17 protein-coding genes, 1 tRNA gene and 1 pseudogene are annotated in these 23,784 nt (G+C 46.0%); 7 read left to right on the top strand and 12 right to left on the bottom strand.

Features of this window, described 5'->3' with window-relative positions:
* Positions 1-74: 74 nt before the first annotated feature.
* Genes bcsC through bcsR form a run of 6 tightly spaced genes read right to left on the bottom strand, consistent with a single transcriptional unit; the run spans position 75 to position 10,688 of the window.
* Positions 75-3,596, bottom strand: coding sequence for a cellulose synthase complex outer membrane protein BcsC (gene bcsC, locus HYN51_RS14765; protein ID WP_108902083.1), 3,522 nt, complete (start codon positions 3,594-3,596; stop codon positions 75-77).
* Positions 3,597-3,610: 14 nt separating this feature from the next.
* Entirely contained in the window at positions 3,611-4,717 is a 1,107-nt protein-coding gene (bcsZ, locus tag HYN51_RS14770) for a cellulose synthase complex periplasmic endoglucanase BcsZ (RefSeq protein ID WP_407936326.1), read from the bottom strand.
* A gap of 1 nt (position 4,718) precedes the next feature.
* Positions 4,719-7,061 (bottom strand): cellulose biosynthesis cyclic di-GMP-binding regulatory protein BcsB, encoded by a 2,343-nt coding sequence (gene bcsB, locus HYN51_RS14775; RefSeq protein WP_230513986.1) that lies wholly within the window; start codon positions 7,059-7,061, stop codon positions 4,719-4,721.
* A gap of 8 nt (positions 7,062-7,069) precedes the next feature.
* Positions 7,070-9,694 (bottom strand): UDP-forming cellulose synthase catalytic subunit, encoded by a 2,625-nt coding sequence (gene bcsA, locus HYN51_RS14780; RefSeq protein WP_108900717.1) that lies wholly within the window; start codon positions 9,692-9,694, stop codon positions 7,070-7,072.
* A 2-nt stretch (positions 9,695-9,696) separates the two neighbouring features.
* Positions 9,697-10,437, bottom strand: coding sequence for a cellulose biosynthesis protein BcsQ (gene bcsQ, locus HYN51_RS14785; RefSeq protein WP_108900718.1), 741 nt, complete (start codon positions 10,435-10,437; stop codon positions 9,697-9,699).
* The gene (gene bcsR, locus HYN51_RS14790; protein ID WP_108900719.1) at positions 10,434-10,688 is read right to left on the bottom strand and encodes a cellulose biosynthesis protein BcsR; all 255 of its coding nucleotides are present in this window, start codon (positions 10,686-10,688) and stop codon (positions 10,434-10,436) included. Before bcsR ends, bcsQ begins: the two co-directional genes overlap by 4 nt.
* Positions 10,689-11,076: 388 nt before the next feature.
* Here bcsR and bcsG point away from each other — a divergent pair, with 388 nt between their 5' ends.
* Entirely contained in the window at positions 11,077-12,741 is a 1,665-nt protein-coding gene (bcsG, locus tag HYN51_RS14795) for a cellulose biosynthesis protein BcsG (protein ID WP_108900720.1), read from the top strand.
* Positions 12,742-12,806: 65 nt separating this feature from the next.
* Here bcsG and HYN51_RS14800 read toward each other — a convergent pair.
* Positions 12,807-12,883 (bottom strand) — tRNA-Pro (locus tag HYN51_RS14800).
* A gap of 251 nt (positions 12,884-13,134) precedes the next feature.
* Between HYN51_RS14800 and fpr the strand changes: the two genes are divergently transcribed.
* From fpr to tpiA, 3 genes are all read left to right on the top strand, one after another.
* The gene (fpr, locus tag HYN51_RS14805; RefSeq protein ID WP_108900721.1) at positions 13,135-13,881 is read left to right on the top strand and encodes a ferredoxin--NADP(+) reductase; all 747 of its coding nucleotides are present in this window, start codon (positions 13,135-13,137) and stop codon (positions 13,879-13,881) included.
* Positions 13,882-14,055: 174 nt separating this feature from the next.
* Positions 14,056-14,700: a DUF1454 family protein gene (locus HYN51_RS14810; RefSeq protein WP_157953056.1), complete on the top strand. Its 645-nt coding sequence runs from the start codon at positions 14,056-14,058 to the stop codon at positions 14,698-14,700.
* Positions 14,701-14,872: 172 nt separating this feature from the next.
* Positions 14,873-15,640: a triose-phosphate isomerase gene (tpiA, locus tag HYN51_RS14815; RefSeq protein ID WP_108900723.1), complete on the top strand. Its 768-nt coding sequence runs from the start codon at positions 14,873-14,875 to the stop codon at positions 15,638-15,640.
* 75 nt (positions 15,641-15,715) lie between these two features.
* Here tpiA and pfkA read toward each other — a convergent pair whose 3' ends face one another.
* The 4 genes from pfkA to cpxP form a co-directional block, all read right to left on the bottom strand.
* Positions 15,716-16,678: a 6-phosphofructokinase gene (pfkA, locus tag HYN51_RS14820; protein ID WP_108900724.1), complete on the bottom strand. Its 963-nt coding sequence runs from the start codon at positions 16,676-16,678 to the stop codon at positions 15,716-15,718.
* Between the two features lie 342 nt (positions 16,679-17,020).
* A complete protein-coding gene (gene fieF / locus HYN51_RS14825) occupies positions 17,021-17,899 on the bottom strand; it encodes a CDF family cation-efflux transporter FieF (protein WP_108900725.1) in 879 nt (292 codons plus the stop codon).
* Between the two features lie 273 nt (positions 17,900-18,172).
* Positions 18,173-19,063: a GNAT family protein gene (locus tag HYN51_RS14830; protein WP_108900726.1), complete on the bottom strand. Its 891-nt coding sequence runs from the start codon at positions 19,061-19,063 to the stop codon at positions 18,173-18,175.
* A gap of 542 nt (positions 19,064-19,605) precedes the next feature.
* Positions 19,606-20,154, bottom strand: a complete 549-nt coding sequence (gene cpxP, locus HYN51_RS14835; RefSeq protein ID WP_108900727.1) for a cell-envelope stress modulator CpxP — start codon at positions 20,152-20,154, stop codon at positions 19,606-19,608.
* Positions 20,155-20,297: 143 nt separating this feature from the next.
* On the opposite strand from cpxP, the gene cpxR reads away from it, so the two are divergent.
* From cpxR to trmL, 3 genes and pseudogenes are all read left to right on the top strand, one after another.
* Complete coding sequence (cpxR, locus tag HYN51_RS14840) at positions 20,298-20,996, top strand: envelope stress response regulator transcription factor CpxR (RefSeq protein ID WP_108900728.1); 699 nt, start codon at positions 20,298-20,300, stop codon at positions 20,994-20,996.
* Positions 20,993-22,371, top strand: a pseudogene (cpxA, locus tag HYN51_RS14845) (envelope stress sensor histidine kinase CpxA). Before cpxR ends, cpxA begins: the two are co-directional and overlap by 4 nt.
* 53 nt (positions 22,372-22,424) lie before the next feature.
* Positions 22,425-22,898, top strand: a complete 474-nt coding sequence (trmL, locus tag HYN51_RS14850; RefSeq protein ID WP_108900729.1) for a tRNA (uridine(34)/cytosine(34)/5-carboxymethylaminomethyluridine(34)-2'-O)-methyltransferase TrmL — start codon at positions 22,425-22,427, stop codon at positions 22,896-22,898.
* A 62-nt stretch (positions 22,899-22,960) separates the two neighbouring features.
* Here trmL and cysE read toward each other — a convergent pair whose 3' ends face one another.
* On the bottom strand, positions 22,961-23,779 hold the full coding sequence (gene cysE / locus HYN51_RS14855; RefSeq protein WP_108900730.1) for a serine O-acetyltransferase: 819 nt from the start codon (positions 23,777-23,779) through the stop codon (positions 22,961-22,963).
* Positions 23,780-23,784 lie beyond the last annotated feature (5 nt).

A 23,784-nucleotide genomic window follows, 5' to 3' on the forward strand; every position in this document is an offset into this window, starting at 1 on the left:
AGTAAAATATTATAACGTTCACTTCTCACATTATGGCAAAAGTATTCTACAACGCTCGGTAATCTGACCCACTATCATTTAAAATCCGCATAAGGCGTTAGCGGCTGAGGCGGTAAATCCATATCTCCCAACCAAGGTTCAAGGGCATAGCGCACATAAATCAGCGCATGGCTTGGGGTATAATCCTTCGCCTGTTGAATATCGACACCGGCTCCCACACTCCAGTGAGAGGTAATCCGACGTTCTACTAACGCTCGTAATGTATACCCAGTTCCACTGCTGCTACTGCTGTCGTTTGTGTCATATTTATCCGGCAAACTATCTGGAATCAGCCCCTGTAACGGATAACGCTTACTGCTATCCGTTGAAGAATGAGAAAGGGATACTGAACCACCCAGCTCCCATGACCAATTTTCTGTGCGCTCGCGATATAACAGCGGTAAAGAAAACGATAAATATTGTTGAGGGCTGTAATACCCCCCTTGGCCCAAAGTATAATCACTCAAATCTTTCTGGTAGTGCCACCACAGGGTATTTAAGCCAACTCTGACCTGACGATCGTTTTCGTTAATCACTTTATAGTAGTAACCGGTCATGGCCTGCATACGCTGGTTATCCGCTACATTTTTACCAGTCAATTGATGATAAGCGACATTTCCCCACACGCCATTTGGCCCACCACGGTCATAACTTAAATCCAGTTGAACACCATTTTTACGCACGCCCCCCCATTGAGTTCCGGTGTAGGGATCCACCGCGCCCCCAAATGATAACAACGAGCTAGAAATGGGCCGGCGAGAGGCGGTAACCGTCCACCCCAAATTATGCCAATCATTGCTGTAGCCAATCCCCCCCACCCAATCAACCACTTCAAATCCCATCGGGGTGGTACCGATATCAATTTGCCAGTTATCATCCTGCCAGCCGGTCGCTACGCTAACGCCATTATCCTTTTGACTGCGTTCGTCACTACAGCCAACTTCCCGGCAGGTGCCAAACGTCTCGTTATACACACCTCGGCTGTCGGTACTAAAGCTCCCCGCATCCATCATTACCGAATCGCCGCGTAGGAAAGCCGTTCCGCGCTGTAAAGGAAAAGCGATGTGCAGCATGGTTGTATGAGCGGTTAAATCAGAGATCCCTTTGGTACCGCTGGAGCCCCAGTAGTCATGATCCAACGTCACCGTGGTCGACTGCTGTTTATACAGAGATTCGGCGTCTGATTTGATACCCCGTTTTAGCCAATCGTCCTGCCGATCGTGACGCATCGCTTTGGTCAAGGCCTCATCATCCATCTCTGCTGAAGGGGTAATTCCATAGGCGGTCATCGCGTGGCGATAATCATTTAATGCCTCATCAGGATGTCCGGTTCTCTCATCAAACGCAGCAACATCGCGCCACAGGCGAGCGTTATCCATTGATGGTTTTGTTGATGGTTCTGTTGAAGATAGTAATGCGGCTGATTTTAATGGGGTCAATATTGCTCCAGCACGTATATCATCTCCCACTAACGACCAGAGATAAGCTAAGCGGCGTCCGGTAGCGATATCACTGGCTTGGGGTTGAATAGAAAGTGCCTCAAGAGACGCTTTGGCCGCATTTAAGTCGCCTTCCGTAATTTGAGCGTCAATCACACCCAGCAGGGCATCCTGATTATTCGGCTCCCGGGCCAAAATCTTTTGATACTGCGCCTGAGCCTGTTGACCATCTTCCCGCTCTATTGCCCAGCCAGCCAAGGTCAGATCGATACGGGTGCTGGCTGGCTGCTGTTGTAACCAAGTGATGGCCGCAGGTTCGCCTTCTGTTTCACGAATTTGCTGAGCCTGTTGCAGAATTTGGGATGTTTTCAGGCGGGTATCAAGCGCACGAATGTTATCGTCCCATGCTGTTCGATCCAACGTTTGTAATTGTGCCAGCGCCTGTGTCTCACGACCACTGCCGGACAAATAGAGTGAATAAGCATATATCCAGCCAGCATCCCGTTGATGGGGCAGCATCGCCCGACTGAATAAGGTATCCGCTTGTGCGTTCTTGCCCTGAGTACGCATCACACCAGCCAGACGATAAGTAAGCCAAACATCATCGGGGGTAATTTTCTGAACCTGAAGATATTTTGCCTCTGCGTCAGCAGGTTTACCGGCAGCAGCAAGCTCTTCCGCCTGCTGTTTCAAGCTGCTAGCGGTTAACTCATTGAGTGAGCTACGCATGCGGTTTTTCATATAGCCCGGCAGGCTCTGAATATAGCTAAGTGCTTTTTCTGGAGACTGCTTTTCATATAACGAAACCAGTGCGCTAACGGCGCTACCACTGTCTGGCTCCCTATGCTGCGCCTTCTTATAGTAAGACTCGGCCGCCACTGTATTATTGCGGGCCATCTCAACATCCCCTAGACCAATCAACCCTTGCGCATCCGTACCATCGATAGCGCTAGCCTGACGGTACAGGGTTTCCGCCTGATCTAACCGTTTATTTTTCAGGGCATTATCTGCCCGTTCAATGGTTAACCAGTAACGATTGGTTTTGATCAGGCTATCCAACTTGGCAGTATAATCGCCTGTAATATCGTTGGCTTTCGCTTTCTCAAACTGTGTTAAAGCCTGCTGACGATTCCCGGCTCGGGCATAGGCTTGCCCTAAGGCGGTCAGCAGTTCAGCATCATTCGGCGAAGCACTGAGTGCCTGTTTTAATGAAGGGATAGCATTAAGGCCGTCGCCGCTATCCACCTGTTCAAGACCACGAACTCTGGCACGATAGCGAGGATCCTGTAACTGTGTCTGCTGGCGAATCAGTTCTTGCTTTGCTTCCACGGCGGTCGGTTGTCCCTCAAAGGTGGTGACAAAATGTTGTAACTGAGCCACGCTCCGATCCGAAACCGGTATCTCTTTTAATTTGCTGTACCACAGCTCAGCCGCACTACCGATGCCACCGGGGCTAGCTGCCAGCGTTTCCAGTACCTGATAGGCCTGCTGATCTTTTCCTTCATCAAACAGAAGCTGTGCAATGGACATATTCAGCGCATCTGAAGACGGAAAACGTTTTTGCAGCGCCTGCATCTGCTGCAATGCATAATCCTGCTGACCTGGGATTTTCAGTACCACGTTCCAATATTCAATATCCAGCTCCAGCGTAGGGGCATGGCCTTCAAACAGTTCATCATAAGCCGCTTTTGCCTGAGCCAATTGCCCACCGGTTGCCAGTAATCGAGCCTGCTGTAGCTTGCTTTTCCCCTCCGGCTGCGCCAGCGCGATTTGCAGTTTAGCGCTCAGATAGGCCTCCGAGTCAGGCTGTAATTTTCTTAACTGCTCCAGTTGGCGGGTTGCCGTAGTCATATCTCCCTGACGCAATGCATAGCGGATTTGGGCTGCTAGGGTTTCAGGAGCGTTCGGACTGATCTTTTCCAACCGATAAAGCGATGCTTTAACTAAATCGTCCCTGTGGGTCGATTCACCAATACGGATTTGTTCCTGCAACCAAGCTTCAGGAGAGATGCTATCTGCGGCTAATACGCCAACAGGAGAGAGAGTAAACGGCAACAGCGTAAAAGAGAGTACCGGTGCGATGCCTGCCACAGGGAAAAACCGATGATAGAGTTTCATCGCGCAGTATGAAATCAGTGGATGTTTTTGCATGTATCTTTCTCCCAAGAAACCTGCAACTCTCCCTGTTGATTAAAGCGGTAATACTGTTGATCCCAACCGAGACCAAAAAGGGTTAACACGTTGTTGTAATAGGCATCGCTGCCGGGCATGTTATTCATCACCCGTTCACGTTGAATCGCCTGAGCTGGCGATCCGGTCAAAAATGGCAAGAGTGCAGCAGAGAAACCAACCGGGCCCGTACCCGTTGCTTTGCCGGTCTGAGTATCTATCGTTTCTGGCGGTAAGCCCGTATCCTGCGTCAGTTTAGCCATTGGCTGGTAGTGGTCCATCAGTTCTGATTTCCCCGGCGTATCTTCTGACAGCATCCCAAGCCATAGATAGACCCGAATCGCGTCGTAGTCTCCGGTTGCGCCGGTTTTACTGTCCGTTTGCCAGCCTTTCTCTTTCTGCCAGACCACCCAATCGGCAGCAACCCCAGCAGGTGACGCCTCTAGTAGCAGTTTATGGTTGGTCACCGCCACCTCATTCCATACTTTTTCTGTGTGGCCGAGACGAGATAACAACTGCGGCGGTTGATAGCTAGGATTCAAGCGCCAGCTATCGGGTTCGCTAAAACCTATTTTTCCAGGCATCAACATGGCGCCCAATTCTGGGATGTTCACTACTTCCTCTCTGGCAATTCGCTGTAATAACAAGGTGCCCATAACCTGATAACCACGAGAGCGCCAGAGCCGTCCGGCTTCCAACAAGGTGTAAGCTATCCACAGGTCTGAATCAGATGCAGAGTTAGTATCTAAGATTCCCCAACGGCCATCCGGTTTTTTACCCCATAGCCAGCCGGGCAAGCGAGCCGTCAGATCGCCAGCAGCCAGATTATTCTCAGTCCAGTTAAGAAGCTGATCAAATCGATTACGGTCATTGGCCACTAACGCAAAAAACAGCCCGTAGCTCTGCCCTTCTGATGTGGTGATGTTTTTACCGTCCGCCGGATCGATAACCCGCCCTTCACGGCTGATATATTGTTGAGAAAAGCGCTGCCATTGGGGCCAGTAACAGGTATCCGCCCACGCTTGGCCGACAATAAGACAGCAACAGAACATCATCATCAGACGCTTCATATTATTTATCTTCACCCGGATTTAAACGGCGACGGCTGACCGCGCGAAGCCCACGCCAAAGCATTAATGCCACCAGAATCACGCTGAAAACGGCAAATACTGCCAGCCACACCGGATGCTCAGATAGCTTAAACCATAGTTTGTCCCACCACGGTAGATAGCCAACATAGTAGGTATCCCCAACCCGGATGCTATTAACGCCAGAGTTACGCACAATGGAAACCGACCCGGCAATCGCCGCCCGTTTGCCGTTGTCACGCCAAGCTTCATCCAACAATTGATAACCGCTGTCGCCGCTAGCCATCAGGGCAACCACACTGCGCTGTTCATTGTAAGGTGACTGGAAACCGGTTATGGCACCAATAGCCCCATCAGATGAGACCACCGCATGAGTCTGTGGCGTTGGTTCACTACTTGGCTTGTTGAAATCAACGGTTCGTAATTCCAGACTATTTTTTTCTGGGCTATTAAGCTGGCTTTTTACCTGCTCAATCAGTATTTCTGGTTTGTTATTGGCATCCAAATCTTGTGGAATGCTGTTTAACACCAGCAGATCTTTATCCTCATACTGTTTCGCTTCCGGTTTATTGCTCAGTTCAATCCCCAGTGCCGGATAGCCAATGGTGGCACCCATCTGGCCCAGCACGTTAAACAACAGCGTCAATTGTTCCGCCGTTGGTTTTTCCGGCATCACCACCAATGTTTCTGATAAATCCGCCATGCGGCTGAACGGGAAGCCTGACTGAGCAAACGTTTTCAATGCCGGCATCGCCAAATAGTGGCGATAACCAGAGAAATCGATGGTTGAATCACCATCTATCACCGCTTCATGTTTTACCGGGGTCATGATGCGACATACGTCGGTGCTGCTGGCACCGATATTCGAGACGAAATCAAAATCGAAACGCAGTTTGTTATTTCCGTCCAGTTGGAAAGCCGGAATCATCACCTCTTCACCGGTGCTACTTAGCCCTTGAATCAATGGAATATGTAAAACCTGTTGCTTATTCGACTCATAAGGCTTCAGCGGGAACGCCTGTAAAAAGCGATTGTTAAGGCTGACATTTAGGCGAGAATCATCAACATAAGGCGGTGGCGTATAGCGGTATTTAAGGTTTAGTGCGATCCCCTGACTACGCAGTAAGAACAAATCTGGCGGTAACTTCATGTCCAGATCGATCGGCGGCAAACTCCCGCCGGAAACGCTAAGTTGTTCCGCGTAAGAGGTCAGTTCAGTTAATCGTACTGAACGGTCGGTTCTTACCCAATTGGGTGCATCGTAAGGCTGGCGAGGTAACAGCTGTTTTACACTATCAATGGTCACGCTCTGACCGCGAAACAGCGGCTCCCCCTGAGCGATCCCCTGAACTGCGGTCAGCAAATCTTTATTATCACGCCCCAACACCAACAATAGTTTGATATACGGATTGGTCGGGTGCGATATCATCTCAACCGCTGGTGCATCGACTTTTGGGTAATCTTTCAGGAAATCCGGACGCCAATCATTAGTGGCAAAAACCACGCCGTTGCTCTCTGGCAGTTGGTTATACAATACCGGGAAGCTCTGCCCACGCCATTGGGCTTTCACCCCAAACCAAGAGGCCAGAATTGCCGCCGCTTTTTGTTGCTCATTATCCGGTGTCGAGCTGAAAATCATCGGTAAATTTAACGGACGGAAATCCCGACTGTCATAAAACGGTTCAGGGAAACCCGAGAGATCGTTATTCACCTCCAGTCCCTGATAAGTCAGCGCGACTGAACTGCTTTTACTTATATCAACCCAGATACTGCTGTGAGCTGAGGTTTCGCATGACTCCTTAGAGAGATAGTGTCCCACTAGTTCTAGGCGTATACGGTTAAAATCGCTGATATAGCGGGCATCCAGCGGCAGACTAATGGTTCCCTTTTTACCCGGTGAGTCCTGATTAACCGGCACAACTCCCATCAGTTCATCATTCAGATAAACTTTGATATGAGAGAGTAACGGCAATAGCGCAGGTGAAACGGTATAGTTAAGATTCAATGCGGCCTGAGATACCACTTCATCACTGCGCACGGTGAACGTCATTTGCGCCGCGCTCTGCAAACCACTTAAAACTAGGCTACCTTCCGGCGCCAACGTTTTAAAAGAGAGTGAATCATTGCGTACCGGTGCGCCCGGTACGATTGGCCTCGGCTCCACCTGCGGGACTACTGCTGCGCTGTTTTGTACATCAGCATCAACGGTCAATGGAGTCCCCGTGGTCTGCCCATAGGTTGTACCCGCCAGGCTTAGCAAAACAATTCCCAGCCAGCGACGCTTCGCTACACCGGTAAACATCACTTCAGATTTCATTTTTTTCATACTTTTTTTCATACTGTTGCCACTTCTGTTTTGGGCTGATTAACCCGTCGAGGTAAAAACGAAATTAACCAAACAATCACTGACGCCATACGCCCCAAAATGGAATATAAAAATGGAGGAGAGTATTCCAGCATCCGTTGATAACCGAGTAAGCCCAGCAGCATCACATCACGTAGGCTACTCATCGGTTTATCTTCCGGTACACTTTCTTGCCATAACGCCCAGGTGTCTGCCCGAGCAAAGGTACATTGCATAAAATCAATATGTTGTTGTGTGGTCGTCAGTTGAAGCTGAACGCCAACGGTCTCTTTTATTGCGCGCATTACCTGACAGGGGAAGGCATACTCACGATCGCCCTTGGTTAACATCAGGATAAGTTTGTCGTCCTTAGCCACCAGATCCTGCGCTTTCATCTCAATGCCTACCCCAGCATCGGAGTAGTCCCTCAATGTGCAAGGGAACAGATGACCATCTTCACGAGCAATTGCTGCCGGCATGGCAATTTGAATGCGGGGGGAATTCCTGATTTGCTTAACTTCAATAGAAACGGCGATGGCGCCACCTAAAATAATCAGGTTATAGATAACCCATATGGCACTGACTAACACGGTCGGGATCTCATTCGTTGGCCCGTAATACATGCGCCATCCTGCTGCCAGTAGACCCACAGCGTTAAGCACCACCAACAATAAATAGGGACGAGAGATAATCCAATCCAGATGGTTCTCTTCCACCAGTCCCCCTTTGGCGGTTACATTAAACTTACCCTTATGCGGGTTCAGCAACGCAACCGTGGTCGGACGAGCGATATACCAGGCCAGTACCGTTTCATAGATCTCACTCCAAAATGAGTGACGAAACTTGCCCTGAATCCGCGAATTAGTCAGGCTGGCGTGCATCATATGGGGCAGAACATATAGCGCTATCGCTAACGCAGGAGCAAAAATGATATAGGCATGGAAATAGAGGAATGCCAACGGTGCAGTTAAAAATATGAGTCGCGGAATACCCGACAGGAAATGCAGCATCGCATTGGCATAGCACAGACGCTGCCCCAATTTTATTCCCTTGCCTAGCAACGGATTATCCAACCTGAAAATTTGTACCATGCCTCGCGCCCAGCGAATACGCTGACTAATATGGGCTGACAGCGTTTCTGTTGCCAATCCCGCCGCCAGTGGAATACGAATATAGGCAGAGGTATAGCCTGCACGATGCAGGCGCAATGAGGTGTGGGCATCTTCGGTTACGGTTTCAACCGCGATTCCGCCCACTTCATCTAGCGCGGTTCTACGCATAATCGCGCAAGAACCGCAAAAGAAAGTGGCATCCCAAGTGTCGTTCCCATCCTGAAGCAGTCCGTAAAACAAAGTACCTTCGTTTGGCATTTTGCGGAAAGAACCCAGATTGCGTTCGAAGGGATCTGGCGAGAAAAAATGATGGGGGGTTTGTATCATTCCCAGCTTTTTATCTTTGAAAAACCAGCCCATGGTCAGCTGTAGAAAAGAACGCGTCGGCACATGGTCGCAGTCAAAAATAGTCACAAACTCGCTGGTAGCCTGCTTCAGCGCATGGTTAATATTACCCGCTTTAGCATGTTCATGGGTTGGACGCGCGATATATTTCACGCCAACCTCTTCGGCAAATGCCCTAAACTCAGGTCGGTTACCGTCATCCAGAATATAGATAGTCCGTTTATCTTCCGGCCAATCAATTCCCAGTGCCGCATAAATCGTGGGTTTCACCACGTTTAGCCCTTCGTTATAGGTGGGTACCATAATATCGACGCTGGGCCAGGCAGAGAGATCTTTCGGCAACGGTACCGGTTTACGATGTAGGGGCCATACCGCCTGAAAGAAACCTAATACCAACACAATCCAAGCATAGGTTTCTGCCACCAGTAACAATAGCCCACAAACGAGGCTGAGCGGATCGTCCCAGTTAAGCGTTGAAGTATATCGCCACCAGATATAGCGGGATGAAATCGTCAGCGACAGCACAATCATCATCAGAGAAGCAAAACGACCGGGAATGCGGCGCATCACCATGGCGATGCCCCATAGCAACAGAACAAAGATAAATTGCGCGAATAAATCAAACGGCTGAGAGATACAGATAATCGCCAATATGCCCGCCAGCAGGCTACAAATGATAAATACCGTGCGCCTCAATACCGGACTTAGATTTTTTAAGCGCTGCTCTGAACGATGATCCAACTGATTAGCCCTGACATACTCCGGTAAACTATGCAGCCAGTCATTTACCCGTTGATGCCGCTCCTTCAGCCAGTGCCGGAACACGAGCCATCCCTGCCTTAAGAATAAAAACGAAGGGGAGCTTTCCTGACGAACAACAACCAACCACAGGCTTTGCACCAAATAGCGCAATATATCCGCCAAACGAGGGCGAACATCAGCAACCTGAGGAAATAACCGGTTATGTTGTTCTCTGACGCGTTGCCAAGCCGGTGATTCCAGACAGAACACCATCCATAAGGTGGCATAGCCCATGCAATATAGGAATGCTGTGATGGTGGAGGCCTTCTGCTGACGATAGCCGTTATAACGGGCAACCAACCAACTCAGCGGTGCTGTGGGTATAAATAAGCTAAATACAGCCCTGAATGGGTGCATAGTCAGGAACCTTGCTTATCGATGTTCTGGCACCACAATGCCAGTTGGTGAATATCCTGAGCGATCAAACTACCCGGCTGATGCTCTCCTACCGTTTTTTTCACCGCCAGCGACTCTGCCAAAGCCTCATCACGGTGCAATATGACTGGAACCAACTCTGGCAGGCTCTGCTGCCAAATATGGCTGACGTCTTGCTGTATTAAACTCGTTGGTAAAAAACGATTAATTAGAAAATAATTGTTCACTGGAAATGAATTTTGTTTTAGTAAAACGTGGCACTCTACATCTGGGTTTAATAAAACCAGATTAATATCCGCCAACGAATTGGATAATTTATTTAAAGATAAAAGCGTGGAAGAGCAATCAATAACTATCCATTGATAATCATTCAACGAAAGGAAATCTAAAAAATCAGGTAATTTATTTGGCTGATGTTGTTTTTGATTAAATAACCCTGCGTCGATTAGGGAATGGGTTTCTTTTCCAGAGAAGCCAAAAGGCAAATAATCAATACCTGGCGCGTAGGAAATAATGGGCGATAGTGATTGCTGTGATTTAAGCGCTGAAGCCCATCCCTCTTTGTTATCCCAGGCATGGTCAAAATGAAGGCGTAGCAAATTATTGATACTAAAATCAACCACCAACACTGACTGCCCCGTTTGAGCAAGCGCCCAGGCCAGAGAAGCGCAAACCGCTGTAACCCCACAGCCCCCACGAATACCCTGCAATGCCAAAATCGTCACGAACCAACCTTATCTGAATATTGTTCAGATAATATTTCTGACAGCAACGGCCAACGTGAAAATGCTTCCTGTAGCGCACCTTGTCGAGAAAAATCTCGATATTCCAGCGAAGTGAGATGATAAGCTGTCATCACCGCAGCAATATCATTCTGGTACTCTTTTACTACCGCTTGTCCGGGTAGCCGATTTTCTATTTCTGTGTTGCGTCCTTTTCGCAGGTTCCATTGGGTTCCTGTGACATCATCATTCATTTTAATAACTCAGTAATGCAGACTATGTAATTAATTTTAGCTGATAAAAAACATTATGCTGGCGTAAGAAGCTAAAAAAATGGGTATTAACTGATAGTTTTTCTATGAGTACGCCACATCAATTTTTCTGTGTTAAATTAAAAAAACAAATAAACAGGCTTTCCCTCAAAATTCGGTTAAAATAATAACAGAGTCGTGATCACAAAAAATGGAATCGCTGTTTTATTCATAGTAACAAAGAGACAGGATGTTATTTCACGCTGCTAATCCATCCGCCTGAAACCCTATTTACACCAGTCAGTGGATATTATTGGATTAACCTCTATCTGTGAAAACAGATGAAAAAATTCTGCCAACATAATTATTGTGGATAACTTAAACAGATATTATGAATAACGAGAAAATATCCTCTCAGTCCGTATATCCAGATAACAGCCGGTGGAGAAACTGGCAGGGATTAAGCGGCTGGAATTACTACTTCCTGATAAAGTTTGCACTGTTATGGGGTGGATATCTCAATTTCCATCCTCTGGAAAATCTGGTTTTTGTCGCCTTTTTGCTGTTTCCACTCCCCGCCGGCTGGATAAGAAAAACCCGCAACTGGATTGCTATTCCGGTAGGTATTGCACTGTTTTACTATGACACTTGGCTTCCAAGCATCCAAAGTATGATTAATCTACGTAGTCAAGCAAGCGCCCTCAGCTTTGATTATATGGTGGAATTCGTACAGCGCTTTATTAACTGGAGCTGGGTGGGCGCAGGTTTTACGCTGTTGGTTGGCTATCTATTTATTTCCCAATGGGTGCGTATTACGCCTTTTGTGGTCGCCGCTTTAATATGGCTAAACGTTATCACTCTCGGTGGACCATCATTCAACTTATCGCCAGCAGCAGCAACCCGTACGCCATCAACGAATGTTGCACCTGCACAATTGGGTACCGCAGACAGTGCACCATCGGATGCTTTGGGGCCACCAACGTCTCAAAACCTTACCGCCTATTATGATAAATTTATTCAGACTCAACAGAATCTGTATACCGAATTCCCGGCATCCTTACCTGCCGATGCCCAGCCTTTTGATCTGTTAATTATTAATATCTGCTCCCTCTCTTGGTCAGATATGCAGTCGGTTGGTTTGGCGGATCATCCGGTCTGGAAAAAGATGAATATCGTTTTTGATAATTTTAACTCGGCGACGTCATACAGCGGACCGGCGGCAATTCGGATATCCCGAGCCAGTTGTGGTCAACCGTCCCATAGCGCACTGTATAAAGCATCGGATCAGCGCTGTTATCTGTTCAACGATCTGGCACAGTTAGGGTTTAAAAATGAGCTGGTCATGGACCACTCAGGGGCTTTTGGCGATTATCTAAAAGAATTGCGTGAATATGCAGGCATTCAAGCCACCCCAATGCCTTTTGGTAACGCCAAGGCAGAACTGACTTCCTTTGATGGTGAACCGCTCTATCGCGATCTGAGTATGTTGACTCAATGGCTAGAAGCCAGACAAAAGGATGACACTCCCCGCGCAGTAACATTCTACAATACCATTGAGCTCCACGATGGTAACCGTAGCCTTGCGACTAGCAAACCGGCGGAATACAAAAAGCGGCTACAGGATTTGTTTGACGATCTGAACAGTTTTCTGGATGAGCTAGATAAGTCTGGTCGAAAAGTGATAGTAATGATTGTGCCAGAGCATGGAGCCGCTCTGGTTGGTGACAAAATGCAAGTTTCCGGCCTACGAGATATCCCCAGCCCAAGCATCACTCATGTTCCTGTTGGCATTCGGATTGTTGGTACCAAAGCGCCATCGCAACAGCAGGCGCTGCATATTACGTCCCCAAGCAGCTATCTGGCTATTTCCGAGCTGGTTAACCGTACGCTGGACGGTAAGCTGTTTACTCAGGACAACATCGACTGGCAAAAACTAACGGAAAACCTACCGCAAACACCCGCAATATCAGAAACATCAGGTTCCGTAGTCATGAAGTATCAGGATAAAACATATATCAGGCTGAACAAGGCTGACTGGGTGCCCTATCCACAATAGGTCGCCTGTTTACCGCGATAAAAAGCAAAACCCCTGATGGCTTTCACCATCAGGGGTTTTTAAATTGGTCGGCGAGAGAGGATTCGAACCTCCGACCCACTGGTCCCAAACCAGTTGCGCTACCAAGCTGCGCTACTCGCCGTCGAATTGAGGCGCATGTTACTGCCACCACAATCTCAGGTCAACTTCTTTCCATCATCCCACTACCAACAGGAGATAAATGCAGCAAACCGAAGTTAATTCCCCCACATCAAACAGCTAAACCTGTTTTCTTTCAGTTAATTTACTCATATTTGTTAACAATAAGTGATATTCTAATTAACTCTCCAACATTCTGGTTCCAGAGACCTTTCTGGTTATACAACACGCAACAACATACTGAGGGGAAAACTCATGGCTGATTGGGTTTCAGGCACGGTAGCACAGATAGATAACTGGACAGACAGCTTATTCAGCCTGCGTGTTCACGCCCCCATCCGACCGTTTACGGCGGGTCAGTTCGCTAAATTGGCTCTGGATATTGGTGGAGAGCGTGTTCAGCGAGCTTACTCTTATGTTAATGCCCCCAGTAACTCGGAACTTGAATTTTACCTAGTGACCGTTCCTGACGGTAAACTTAGCCCTCACCTTCACCAATTAAAAGTAGGCGATTCAGTTATGGTGACTCTGGACGCCGCAGGGTTCTTTGTTCTGGAAGAAATCCCTACCGTTGATACCCTATGGATGCTATCAACCGGTACCGCTATTGGTCCCTTTCTCTCCATCCTTCAGGAGGGTAAAGATCTTGAGCGTTTTAACCACATCGTTTTAGTTCACGCCGCTCGCTACAGCCAAGACCTCAGTTACCTGCCTTTGATGCGTGAGCTGGAAAAACGCTATCAGGGAAAATTACGCATTCAAACTGTCGTCAGCCGGGAAAAAAGTACAGGCTCTCTGTTTGGCCGCATTCCGGTATTAATTGAAAACGGTGAACTAGAATCTGCCGTTGGGCTAACAATCTGTCCGGAACAAAGCCACATCATGCTTTGCGGTAATCCGGCGATGGCAAAAGATACTCAACAATTGCTCAAACAGCAGCGTAATATGGCCAAACACTTACGCAGAAAACCGGGCCATATCACCAGTGAACAGTATTGGTAAATTCAGTAAAAGAGCGAATATCGGTTAGATCGCGTTGTCTGATGGATTACAGACAACGCAATAAATTTAGAGACATGTTTTTGACAAGCTTGGCACAACAGGTTTTAATCAGACATTATCTCATATAGATTAGTGATATATATGAATGACACTCAATCAGAACACTCAATATTAATGAAATCTATCATTTTCAGCACACTCTTTTTGGCGCTGATGTTAGGTTCCGTGTCATTTGCCGCTCAGGATAACAATCCTTCTCCACCCACTGAATCAAGCACCAACGAACCCGCTATCGCACCCTATCTGCGAGAAGATGCGCCATCATTTAGTCTGACTATCGCTCAGTTCAGAGAAAAATTCTCGACCACCAACCCCACACTGCCATTAGGTGAGTATAAAACCATCAAAACGCTGGAGGTCAAATCTCCGCTGCTCCGTGCCGCCAGCCGAATTAACAGCACCCTATACTCTTCCGTGGCTATTGATAAAAGCCAACGCACAATCAAAAGCATACAGCTAACTTATCTGCCCCTCATTCCATCAGAAGACAAAACGGAAAAACCCGAAGACATGGCTAAAGTGGAAAAAGCAAATAAGGCGGTGTTAATCAACTATATGAGTGCGTTTATCAATCTATTTGAACCCACATTATCAGCAGAAAAGTGTCATAAGAAATCCATTGAATTGCTAGAAAAGGGTAAAGGAACCCCCTTCCATCAACAAACTGAAGGGACATTGCGTTTTGTTATAGCCGATCATCGTGAAAAAGGTATAACATTCGCTATTGAACCGATTAAGCTGTCGCTATCTGACAAGTAAATCATAGAAATCAGATACGCCACTGGCAACCAATAAAAGCTAAACCCGAAGCATTCAGTCGTTCTATACTAGGGAACAAATTGATATTGGCACTAACCCGCCATCAAATGCTTTAAGTCACTAACTCACTGTAATGAAAGTTATTACCGTATAATCTGATTGGAGAAAAAACATGCGTCATCCATTAGTTATGGGAAACTGGAAACTCAACGGCAGCAGACATATGGTCAACGAACTGATCGATGGTCTGCGTAAAGAAGTCAGCAGTGTAAGTGGTTGTGATATTGCGATTGCTCCACCTTTTATTTATCTGGATCAGGCAAAACATCAGGCGTCTGGTAGTCGTATTATGCTGGGTGCTCAAAACGTTGACATCAACCTTTCAGGCGCCTTCACCGGCGAAACCTCAGCCAATATGTTAAAAGATATTGGTATGAAATACGTTATCATTGGTCACTCTGAGCGTCGTACTTACCATAAAGAAAGCGACGAGATGATTGCTGAGAAATTTGCCGTTCTGAAAGAAGCGGGCTTGATTCCTGTGCTGTGCATTGGTGAAACTGAAGCAGAAAACGAAGCGGGTCAAACCGAAGCCGTTTGCGCCAAACAGCTGGACGCCGTATTAAAAACGATGGGTGCTTCGGCATTTGAAAACAGCGTGATTGCTTATGAACCCGTTTGGGCGATCGGTACAGGTAAATCAGCAACGCCAGCTCAGGCTCAGGCAGTTCACAAATTTATCCGTGACCATATTGCTAAACATGATGCCAAGATTGCTGCTCAAGTGATTATTCAGTACGGCGGTTCAGTGAATGCCAGCAATGCTGCAGAATTATTCTCTCAGCCAGATATCGATGGGGCTCTGGTTGGCGGCGCGTCATTAAAAGCAGATGCTTTTGCAGTGATTGTTAAAGCGGCAGCCGAAGCTAAAAAAGCGTAATCGATTTTTATATTCCATAAAAAACCCGGAAAAAATTCCGGGTTTTTTTATCTCGATAAATATGTTCAAGCGAGATCAGAATAGCTCTTTTGCCGTTTTCAACCAATCGCTCTTAAACGGACGTTTCATATTCTCAATCGCATCAATAATATCGTGATGGACCATCTTCTCATTCTGAATGCCTACGCAGCGACCGCCATGACCTTCCATCAGTAAATCAATAGCATAAGCGCCCATGCGGGAGGCTAAAATACGGTCGTATGGTACGGGAGAACCGCCACGTTGAATATGACCCAGTACCGTCGCACGCGTATCGCGATGCGTTTTTTCCTGAATATATTTAGCCAATTCATCGATATCACAAATGTGCTCAGTGATAGCGACAATCGCGTGTTTCTTCCCTTTACCAATACCCGCCATAATCTCTTTTACGAGTTCATCACGATCGAACTCAATCTCAGGCAGAACAATAAATTCACAACCGCCAGCAATGGCTGCCGCGAGGGTTAAATCGCCGCAATAACGCCCCATGACTTCAACAATAGAAATACGTTGGTGAGATGAAGAGGTATCACGCAGGCGGTCAATGGCTTCAACCACCGTGCCCAGCGCAGTAAAAAAGCCGATGGTATAATCCGTACCGGCTACATCATTATCAATAGTTCCTGGTAAACCAATGCATGGGAAACCACATTCTGTCAGCAATTTTGCACCCATATAGGAACCATCACCGCCAATAACTACCAGCGCATCAATATTTCTACGTCTCAGGTTCTCTATCGCAATTTCACGAACCGCAGGATCTCTAAATTCTGGATAACGAACAGAACCCAGAAAAGTACCGCCACGGTTAATAACATCAGATACGCTATAACGATCTAGCTGTTCCATGCGATCTTCACACAATCCCTGATAGCCATCATAAATACCAAAAACTTCCAATCCCTGAGAAAGTGCAGCACGCACAACACCACGGATAGCCGCATTCATTCCCGGTGCATCACCACCACTCGTTAAAACGCCGATTCTTTTGATCATGACCACCTCTAAACTGACAGATGTTATTTTAGATATCGTTCCACAATACGCCATGACTTGCATGACGATGAAACAGAATGAGCCGGCAGGCTCGTAGTTATCAATTAAATGCACCGGGCGTATTATGTAGGGTAATCCCCGGACTTTTAATCCTGTTGACTACATATCAGACTAATGTCTGCTGACTTTGATGACTCAGTATAGCAAACATGATTTGCTGAATTGATTCAGTTTAAGTTAAAAACGGTAATAATTTATATAGATAAAAAAATTATTTTTTATCGTCCCGAAATAAGTTTCTACTAATGGATAATCTAACTCATTCGCAAACGGCGCCTATCTTCAGGATACCACGACGGAACAAGGGTCCTGATGGATAATAACCTCTGAGTTGGGAAAACGTCTTAATATATCCTGCTCTACATCATCAGCAATTTTATGTGCTTCAACCAGAGGTAGTTCATCCGCCATTTCCACATGCAACTGAATAAAGCGCGTAGGACCTGATTGACGGGTACGGAGATCGTGTGCGCCCATAATGCCCGATTTCGACAATGCGATATCCATAATTTCTTGTCGTTCTTCGTCCGGTAATGCCCTGTCCAACAAGGTTTGCACTGCATCATAAGCCATCGTTAATGCACTATATAAAATGTAACAGCCTATCCCTAAAGCAAAGATCGCATCCGCGTACAGGAAACCATAAAGGCTCAAGCCTAATGCTGCCAGAATAGCCCCATTCATAAAGATATCTGACTGATAATGTAGCATATCTGCACGAATAGCCTGACTTTGCGTTTTTCTTACAACCCAACGTTGGAAGGTAACCAGACCAATCGTACTGATTAACGAAATAACCGTAACAATAATACCGATACCGGCAGATTTAATCGGTTGAGGATTCGCCAGATGTTGAAAACCGGTTAAGAACAGAAAAATAGCAGAACCACTGATAAACATACTCTGGGCTAATGCAGCCAGAGATTCCGCTTTTCCATGGCCAAATGTGTGTTGATGGTCGGCAGGTTGCAAAGCATAACGTACGACCAACAGGTTAGTGATAGAAGCAGCAATATCCACCATAGAATCGACCAGCGCAGCCAGCAAACTAACCGACCCGGTAAGCCACCAGGCGGCAATTTTTACCAACAGTAATACTGCTGCCACACTCGCCGCGCAGAGTGCGGCTGTTTTAACAAGTCGTCCGTACTGATCGCCCACTGTTTATTGCTCCTGAATACTATCAGTCAAAACAGTTAGTATAGCGATTTTTGGGCAAAAAAAACCCGCCCCAGATTATCAACCCGCTGAGTATTTTTAATGCGTATCGATAAATTTAGATACTGATATCGGAGATTATGTCGTGCTCAACAAAAACTGGCTACAATTTGGTGTCTCTAAAAATAATAAATTTGAGTCATTAAGGATTAACTCATTTTTACAACAATACCAGTTATACATGGGGTTGATAACACACTTAACTGTTATTAAGAATTAAATTGTCAGAATGCGCCCTACTGTTTGAGGCGTACACCAGCGGGTCTTATAAGCGCCAGACATAGCACCAAAAGAAAAATACATTGGCACATTCAAATTAACTGCATATGCATGTGCTTTCTTTAAATTATTCCACATCAATATAGATCCCAAAGAATGTTTATTAATATTCATATCGTAACCAATATTGATAAAATCAACAAAAAAACCTCGCTTAGAAAGACTAAATATTAATAACTGAACTCCAACAGGCTCACCATTAAGATAAGTTACATCTCCAAAGAAATTATTTTTACACTCATGAAAAAAATCAATATTTAGTTCAGGCTGATTTATCCGAACACCCCGACGGCTAAAGAAAAGGGCATCATATATATTAAATAACTCTAATGGAGTAAGCTTATTTACATCAACGAAACTTCCCCCGTCTTCCAGAAAAAGACGCTCTTTTCGATTCATCGTTGATATTGATTTCTTTGAAAAACCATTAACGACATCTTTTGTATATGCCACTTTTCTTTTAGACAATAAGTGAAAGGATGTATTTATAAAACCACTAAACGAAGGATAAACACACTTTGACTTAAATGGTGCCAACACTCGCACACCATCCATAAAGGGCGGTAATATGGAGTATGCAGGAACGGGAATATGCATATTAGTTCTTTTTGGATTTTTGATATCATTGACTAACCATCCATTATCCAAACATACAGCTCCCACAAGATTATTTTCTCGTCTATAAGAAAGAAAATTTAGGTTAGCCCCCTTCTTAAGCATAAAATTAATAAATAAAGGAGATGATTCGCAATTAAAACCAAATGAATCACATAACAATGCATATTCTTCAAACGAACACTCATTCCATCCCAAAAATTTTGCAATCACTTCCAACCACCATAGCTAACTGTTTGTAATTGTATATTATATTTAATAGTCACCAATACCATCTATTACAACAAGTAATACGACGACTATGATTATTCATCATTATCATAGTTTACCTCTTCCCTGTCCACGTTCTCCAGACGAGTATAATGACTATTAGCTCAAACGATTAAACAACATTCTGAACCATTCAATATTATCATTACATCACCCATTCAGGCTCTTTAATACTTGATCTTGTTTTTTGCACAAAATTTTCAGACTGTTTCACAATTATCTTTGTTGAATTATTCAATCAAGAGGTAATACGTTAATCACTCACTTCACCATAATGATGATCAGAATATATAAACGATACGGATCGCGCCCGTATTCGAGAGGTTATAATTAATTGAAATTGCTAATTATTTTTACTACCGTAAATAATTAAGAGGCAAAAAAAACCCCGCCGTCTATGGCGGGGAAGACATGGATGGTGTCTAAGGCAAGGAAAAACATCATAGGATTTACTACATACGACTACTTACAACTACATACTCTTACTACTGGGGATCTGGTTCATCATATTTATGCATCTGGTCTAAACGATGCTGTATCATCTCCATCCTTTCAGAATGGTTATGATTGAATATCTTTTGCTGCTCTGGCGTTAGCAGGCTATAAAACTGGTGGTTAACCCGCGCTAAAGCAACTTGTCTCTCAACCTGCGCTTTGGCGATAACTTCAGCCTGTGCGCGCGCAACATCTTCATCAAATTTATCGGCAATGATTAACTTATGCATTGCTTCCATGTTATCCCTGTACATCTGTGGCATAACATCATGGTAATTTTGTCTTATCAAGTCACGCATCTGCTGGCGCTGTTTGGCGGTCAACTTCAACCCTTCAAATAAACCATGCTGGCGCATAACCTCAGTTTTTAACACTTCACCGCTATTCGCGGGAGAAACCGAACTAAAACAAGCTTCCGTCTCTGTACAATTTACTGGTTCAACTGAAGATTCAGCGTTTTTTGTGTCTGCGGCCAACACTGTTGATGTACTCAGTGCTAACATTGATGCCATAATTAATACATTAACTTTATGCATCATCTTCTCCGCAAGCTTCACCGTATTGAACCGATGTAGAGAAGTCTACCCGAGCGGATGAAAACTAGCGTCAGTGCGTGTAAATGTGTGTAAAGTCATGGATTAGCGCCACCTATTCGAGTAATTTTGCTTCCGGAGGAAACACTATGAGTAAAATATTGCTTGTTGATGACGATCGTGAAATCACGTCATTGCTGGAAGAATTACTGGAGCTGGAAGGGTTTAACGTTGTTGTTGCTTATGATGGCGAACAAGCAATAAACATGATGGATGACACCATTGACCTGCTTCTGCTAGATATTATGATGCCAAAGAAAAATGGTATCGATACGCTAAAAGAGCTACGCCAAAATTATCAAACGCCGGTGATTATGCTCACCGCGCGCGGCAGTGAGCTGGATAGAGTATTAGGGCTAGAATTGGGGGCGGATGACTATCTACCTAAGCCATTTAACGATCGCGAACTGATAGCCCGTATCCGCGCTATCTTAAGACGCTCCAACTGGAGCGAACAACAACAAGAACCTGAAGTCAGCTCCAATACGCTGCAGGTAGATAAACTACGTTTGAATCCAGGGCGTCAGGAAGCCAGCTTCGACGGACAAACCCTCGATCTGACCGGTACTGAATTCACCCTGCTTTATTTATTAGCCCAACGTTTAGGTCAAGTGGTTTCCCGCGAATATTTAAGTCAGGAAGTGCTGGGAAAACGCTTAACCCCTTTCGATCGCGCTATTGATATGCATATCTCAAACCTCAGACGTAAATTACCTGAGCGCCATGACGGATTATCTTGGTTCAAGACTCTACGTGGTCGCGGTTATCTGATGGTTACTGCAACATGATTACCTTCAATAGCCTGACAACCCGCATTTTTGCCATATTCTGGCTAACCCTGACGTTAGTCGTCATGGTGGTACTGATGGTTCCTAAACTTGACTCCCGTCAGTTAGCCGCCCTGCTAGACAGCGAGCGGCGTCAGGGAACCATGCTAGAGCAGCACGTTGAAGCTGAACTGGCCAGTACGCCTAACAGCGATCTGATGTGGTGGCGCAGGCTATTGCAGGCTATTGAAAAGTGGTCCCCCCCTGGCCAGCGCATGTTACTGGTCACCAGCGAAGGCCGAATTGTCGGCATTCTGAAACGTAATGAAATGCAGATGGTGCGCAACTTTATCGGGCAGGCAGACAATGCTGACTATCCGATGAAGAAAAAATATGGCCTGCTGGAAATGGTGGGGCCATTTTCAGTTCGCGATAGAGAAGAACACTATCAACTGTATTTAATGCGCCCGGCAACCAGCCCACAATCAGACTTTATCAATTTGCTGTTTGACCGCCCGCTGTTATTGCTGGCCGTCACCATGGTTATCAGCATACCTTTACTGCTCTGGCTGGCTTGGAGCCTAGCTAAACCGGCCCGTAAGCTAAAACGAGCTGCGGATGAAGTAGCCCGAGGTAACCTGAAAGAATCTCCAGAACTTGAGTCTGGCCCACTTGAATTCCGTGCTGCTGGAGCCAGTTTTAACCAAATGGTAAGCGGGCTGGATCGTATGGTGAAAGCGCAGCAACGGTTAATATCTGATATATCACATGAATTAAGAACACCATTAACCCGTCTGCAGTTAGCAACTGCATTGATGAGACGCCGACATGGCGAATCCAAAGAATTAGTGCGAATAGAGACGGAAGCGCAGCGACTGGATCATATGATTAACCACTTGCTGGATCTGTCGCGCAATCAATATAAAAGCGAAATCGCCCGAGAACGTCTATTAGCAGATGAGCTTTGGGCTGATGTTCTTGATAATGCCAAGTTTGAAGCTGAGCATACGGATAAAAAGCTGGAAATCGCAGTTCCCCCCGGCCACTGGCCAATTTTTGGCAACCGGGCTGCATTGGACAGTGCATTAGAAAACGTGATTCGTAACGCTTTCCGTTATTCCAACCACCACATTGTTGTTACCTTCCACTGTAGCGAACAGGGCGTTGAGATTCATGTGGATGACGACGGCCCTGGTGTAGCAGAAGAAGATCGCGAACAAATTTTCCGACCATTTTATCGTACTGATGAGGCTCGAGATCGTAATTCTGGCGGTTCTGGCCTTGGTTTAGCCATCGTGGAATCCGCAATTAGCCAGCATGGCGGCTGGGCCAAAGCAGAAAAAGTCCATTAGGTGGACTACGCCTAATAATTTGGCTGCCTCTTTACGTTCGCTAGTTCTAGCGAGATTCAATATCTGTTATTCTGCGCCTCTCTGAATTGGGGGGCGCATGTTAAACATTGTTTTATTTGAACCAGAAATACCACCAAACACGGGCAATATTATCCGTCTGTGTGCAAATACTGGATTCCAGCTACATCTGATAGAACCTCTGGGTTTTACTTGGGATGATAAACGCCTGCGTCGTGCCGGACTGGATTACCATGAGTTTACCGCTATCAAACGCCATAAGAATTATCAGGTGTTTGTTACTAACGAAAATCCTGCCCGATTATTTGCCCTAACCACCAAAGGCACACCGGCCCACAGCGCGGTTTCCTATCAGCCCGGTGATTACCTGCTCTTTGGCCCTGAAACGCGTGGCTTACCTGCGGAAGTTTTGGATAACCTGCCAAAAGAACAAAAAATTCGTATTCCTATGCAGCCAGATAGCCGCAGTATGAATCTGTCAAATGCTGTTTCGGTGGTAGTGTACGAAGCGTGGAGACAATTAGGTTATCAGGGCGCAGTGCATCGGGAATAGAAACTGACCGGAAAGCCCTGCCAGCTAAAATAAACTATTTGAATGATTTTGATGGAAAAGGATTAATCATCAACCGAGAGGTCAATATCGCCCTTCAAGCCATTAAAGCTTTGATCCATTTCCATTGAAGGCTTATCACAGCCTGAGCGACCAACAATACGGGCAGGTACACCCGCTACCGTGGTGTAAGGTGGCACCGCCTGTAGCACTACAGAACCAGCACCAATTTTGGCACCTCTACCCACTTCAATATTACCAAGAATTTTAGCGCCAGCACCAATCATCACCCCTTCACGGATCTTCGGATGACGATCGCCCCCCTCTTTTCCAGTACCACCCAACGTAACGGATTGAAGAATAGAAACGTCATTATCTACAACGGCTGTTTCGCCAATCACAATACCCGTCGCGTGGTCCAACATAATACCGTGACCAATACGAGCCGCCGGATGAATATCCACCCCAAACACCACAGAAACTTGGTTTTGTAAATAAATAGCCAGTGCCTTACGATTCTGCTGCCATAACCAATGGCCCACGCGATAGGCCTGCAACGCATGAAAACCTTTAAGGTAGAGTAACGGAGTTGAATATTTATCAACGGCTGGATCACGCTGGCGTACCGCCAAAATATCACGAGCCGCCGATTCAACGATGGAATTATCAGACTGAATTGCCGCTTCAATAATTTCCCGAACGGAAATAGCCGGCATGGTCGCGCTGGCCAATTTATTGGCCAGAATATAGCTCAGAGCATTCCCCAGAAACTCATGGTTCAACAGCGTCGAATGGAAGAAACTGGCAAGGATAGGTTCACAATCAACCAGCTTTCGCGCTTCAACTTTTATCTCATTCCAGACCTGCATTGACTCTGATGACATTTTCC

It is taken from the genome of Limnobaculum parvum, assembly GCF_003096015.2.
GTDB lineage: Bacteria > Pseudomonadota > Gammaproteobacteria > Enterobacterales > Enterobacteriaceae > Limnobaculum > Limnobaculum parvum.

Bases quoted from the DNA above. Each gene is read 5' to 3' on its own strand.
- fpr (WP_108900721.1), top strand. From the start codon at position 13,135: ATGGCTGATTGGGTTTCAGGCACGGTAGCACAGATAGATAACTGGACA.
- HYN51_RS14810 (WP_157953056.1), top strand. From the start codon at position 14,056: ATGAAATCTATCATTTTCAGCACACTCTTTTTGGCGCTGATGTTAGGT.
- tpiA (WP_108900723.1), top strand. From the start codon at position 14,873: ATGCGTCATCCATTAGTTATGGGAAACTGGAAACTCAACGGCAGCAGA.
- bcsR (WP_108900719.1), bottom strand. From the start codon at position 10,688: ATGAATGATGATGTCACAGGAACCCAATGGAACCTGCGAAAAGGACGC.
- pfkA (WP_108900724.1), bottom strand. From the start codon at position 16,678: ATGATCAAAAGAATCGGCGTTTTAACGAGTGGTGGTGATGCACCGGGA.
- trmL (WP_108900729.1), top strand. From the start codon at position 22,425: ATGTTAAACATTGTTTTATTTGAACCAGAAATACCACCAAACACGGGC.
- cpxR (WP_108900728.1), top strand. From the start codon at position 20,298: ATGAGTAAAATATTGCTTGTTGATGACGATCGTGAAATCACGTCATTG.
- bcsG (WP_108900720.1), top strand. From the start codon at position 11,077: ATGAATAACGAGAAAATATCCTCTCAGTCCGTATATCCAGATAACAGC.
- cysE (WP_108900730.1), bottom strand. From the start codon at position 23,779: ATGTCATCAGAGTCAATGCAGGTCTGGAATGAGATAAAAGTTGAAGCG.
- bcsZ (WP_407936326.1), bottom strand. From the start codon at position 4,717: ATGAAGCGTCTGATGATGATGTTCTGTTGCTGTCTTATTGTCGGCCAA.
- cpxP (WP_108900727.1), bottom strand. From the start codon at position 20,154: ATGATGCATAAAGTTAATGTATTAATTATGGCATCAATGTTAGCACTG.
- bcsA (WP_108900717.1), bottom strand. From the start codon at position 9,694: ATGCACCCATTCAGGGCTGTATTTAGCTTATTTATACCCACAGCACCG.
- bcsC (WP_108902083.1), bottom strand. From the start codon at position 3,596: ATGAAACTCTATCATCGGTTTTTCCCTGTGGCAGGCATCGCACCGGTA.
- bcsB (WP_230513986.1), bottom strand. From the start codon at position 7,061: ATGAAAAAAATGAAATCTGAAGTGATGTTTACCGGTGTAGCGAAGCGT.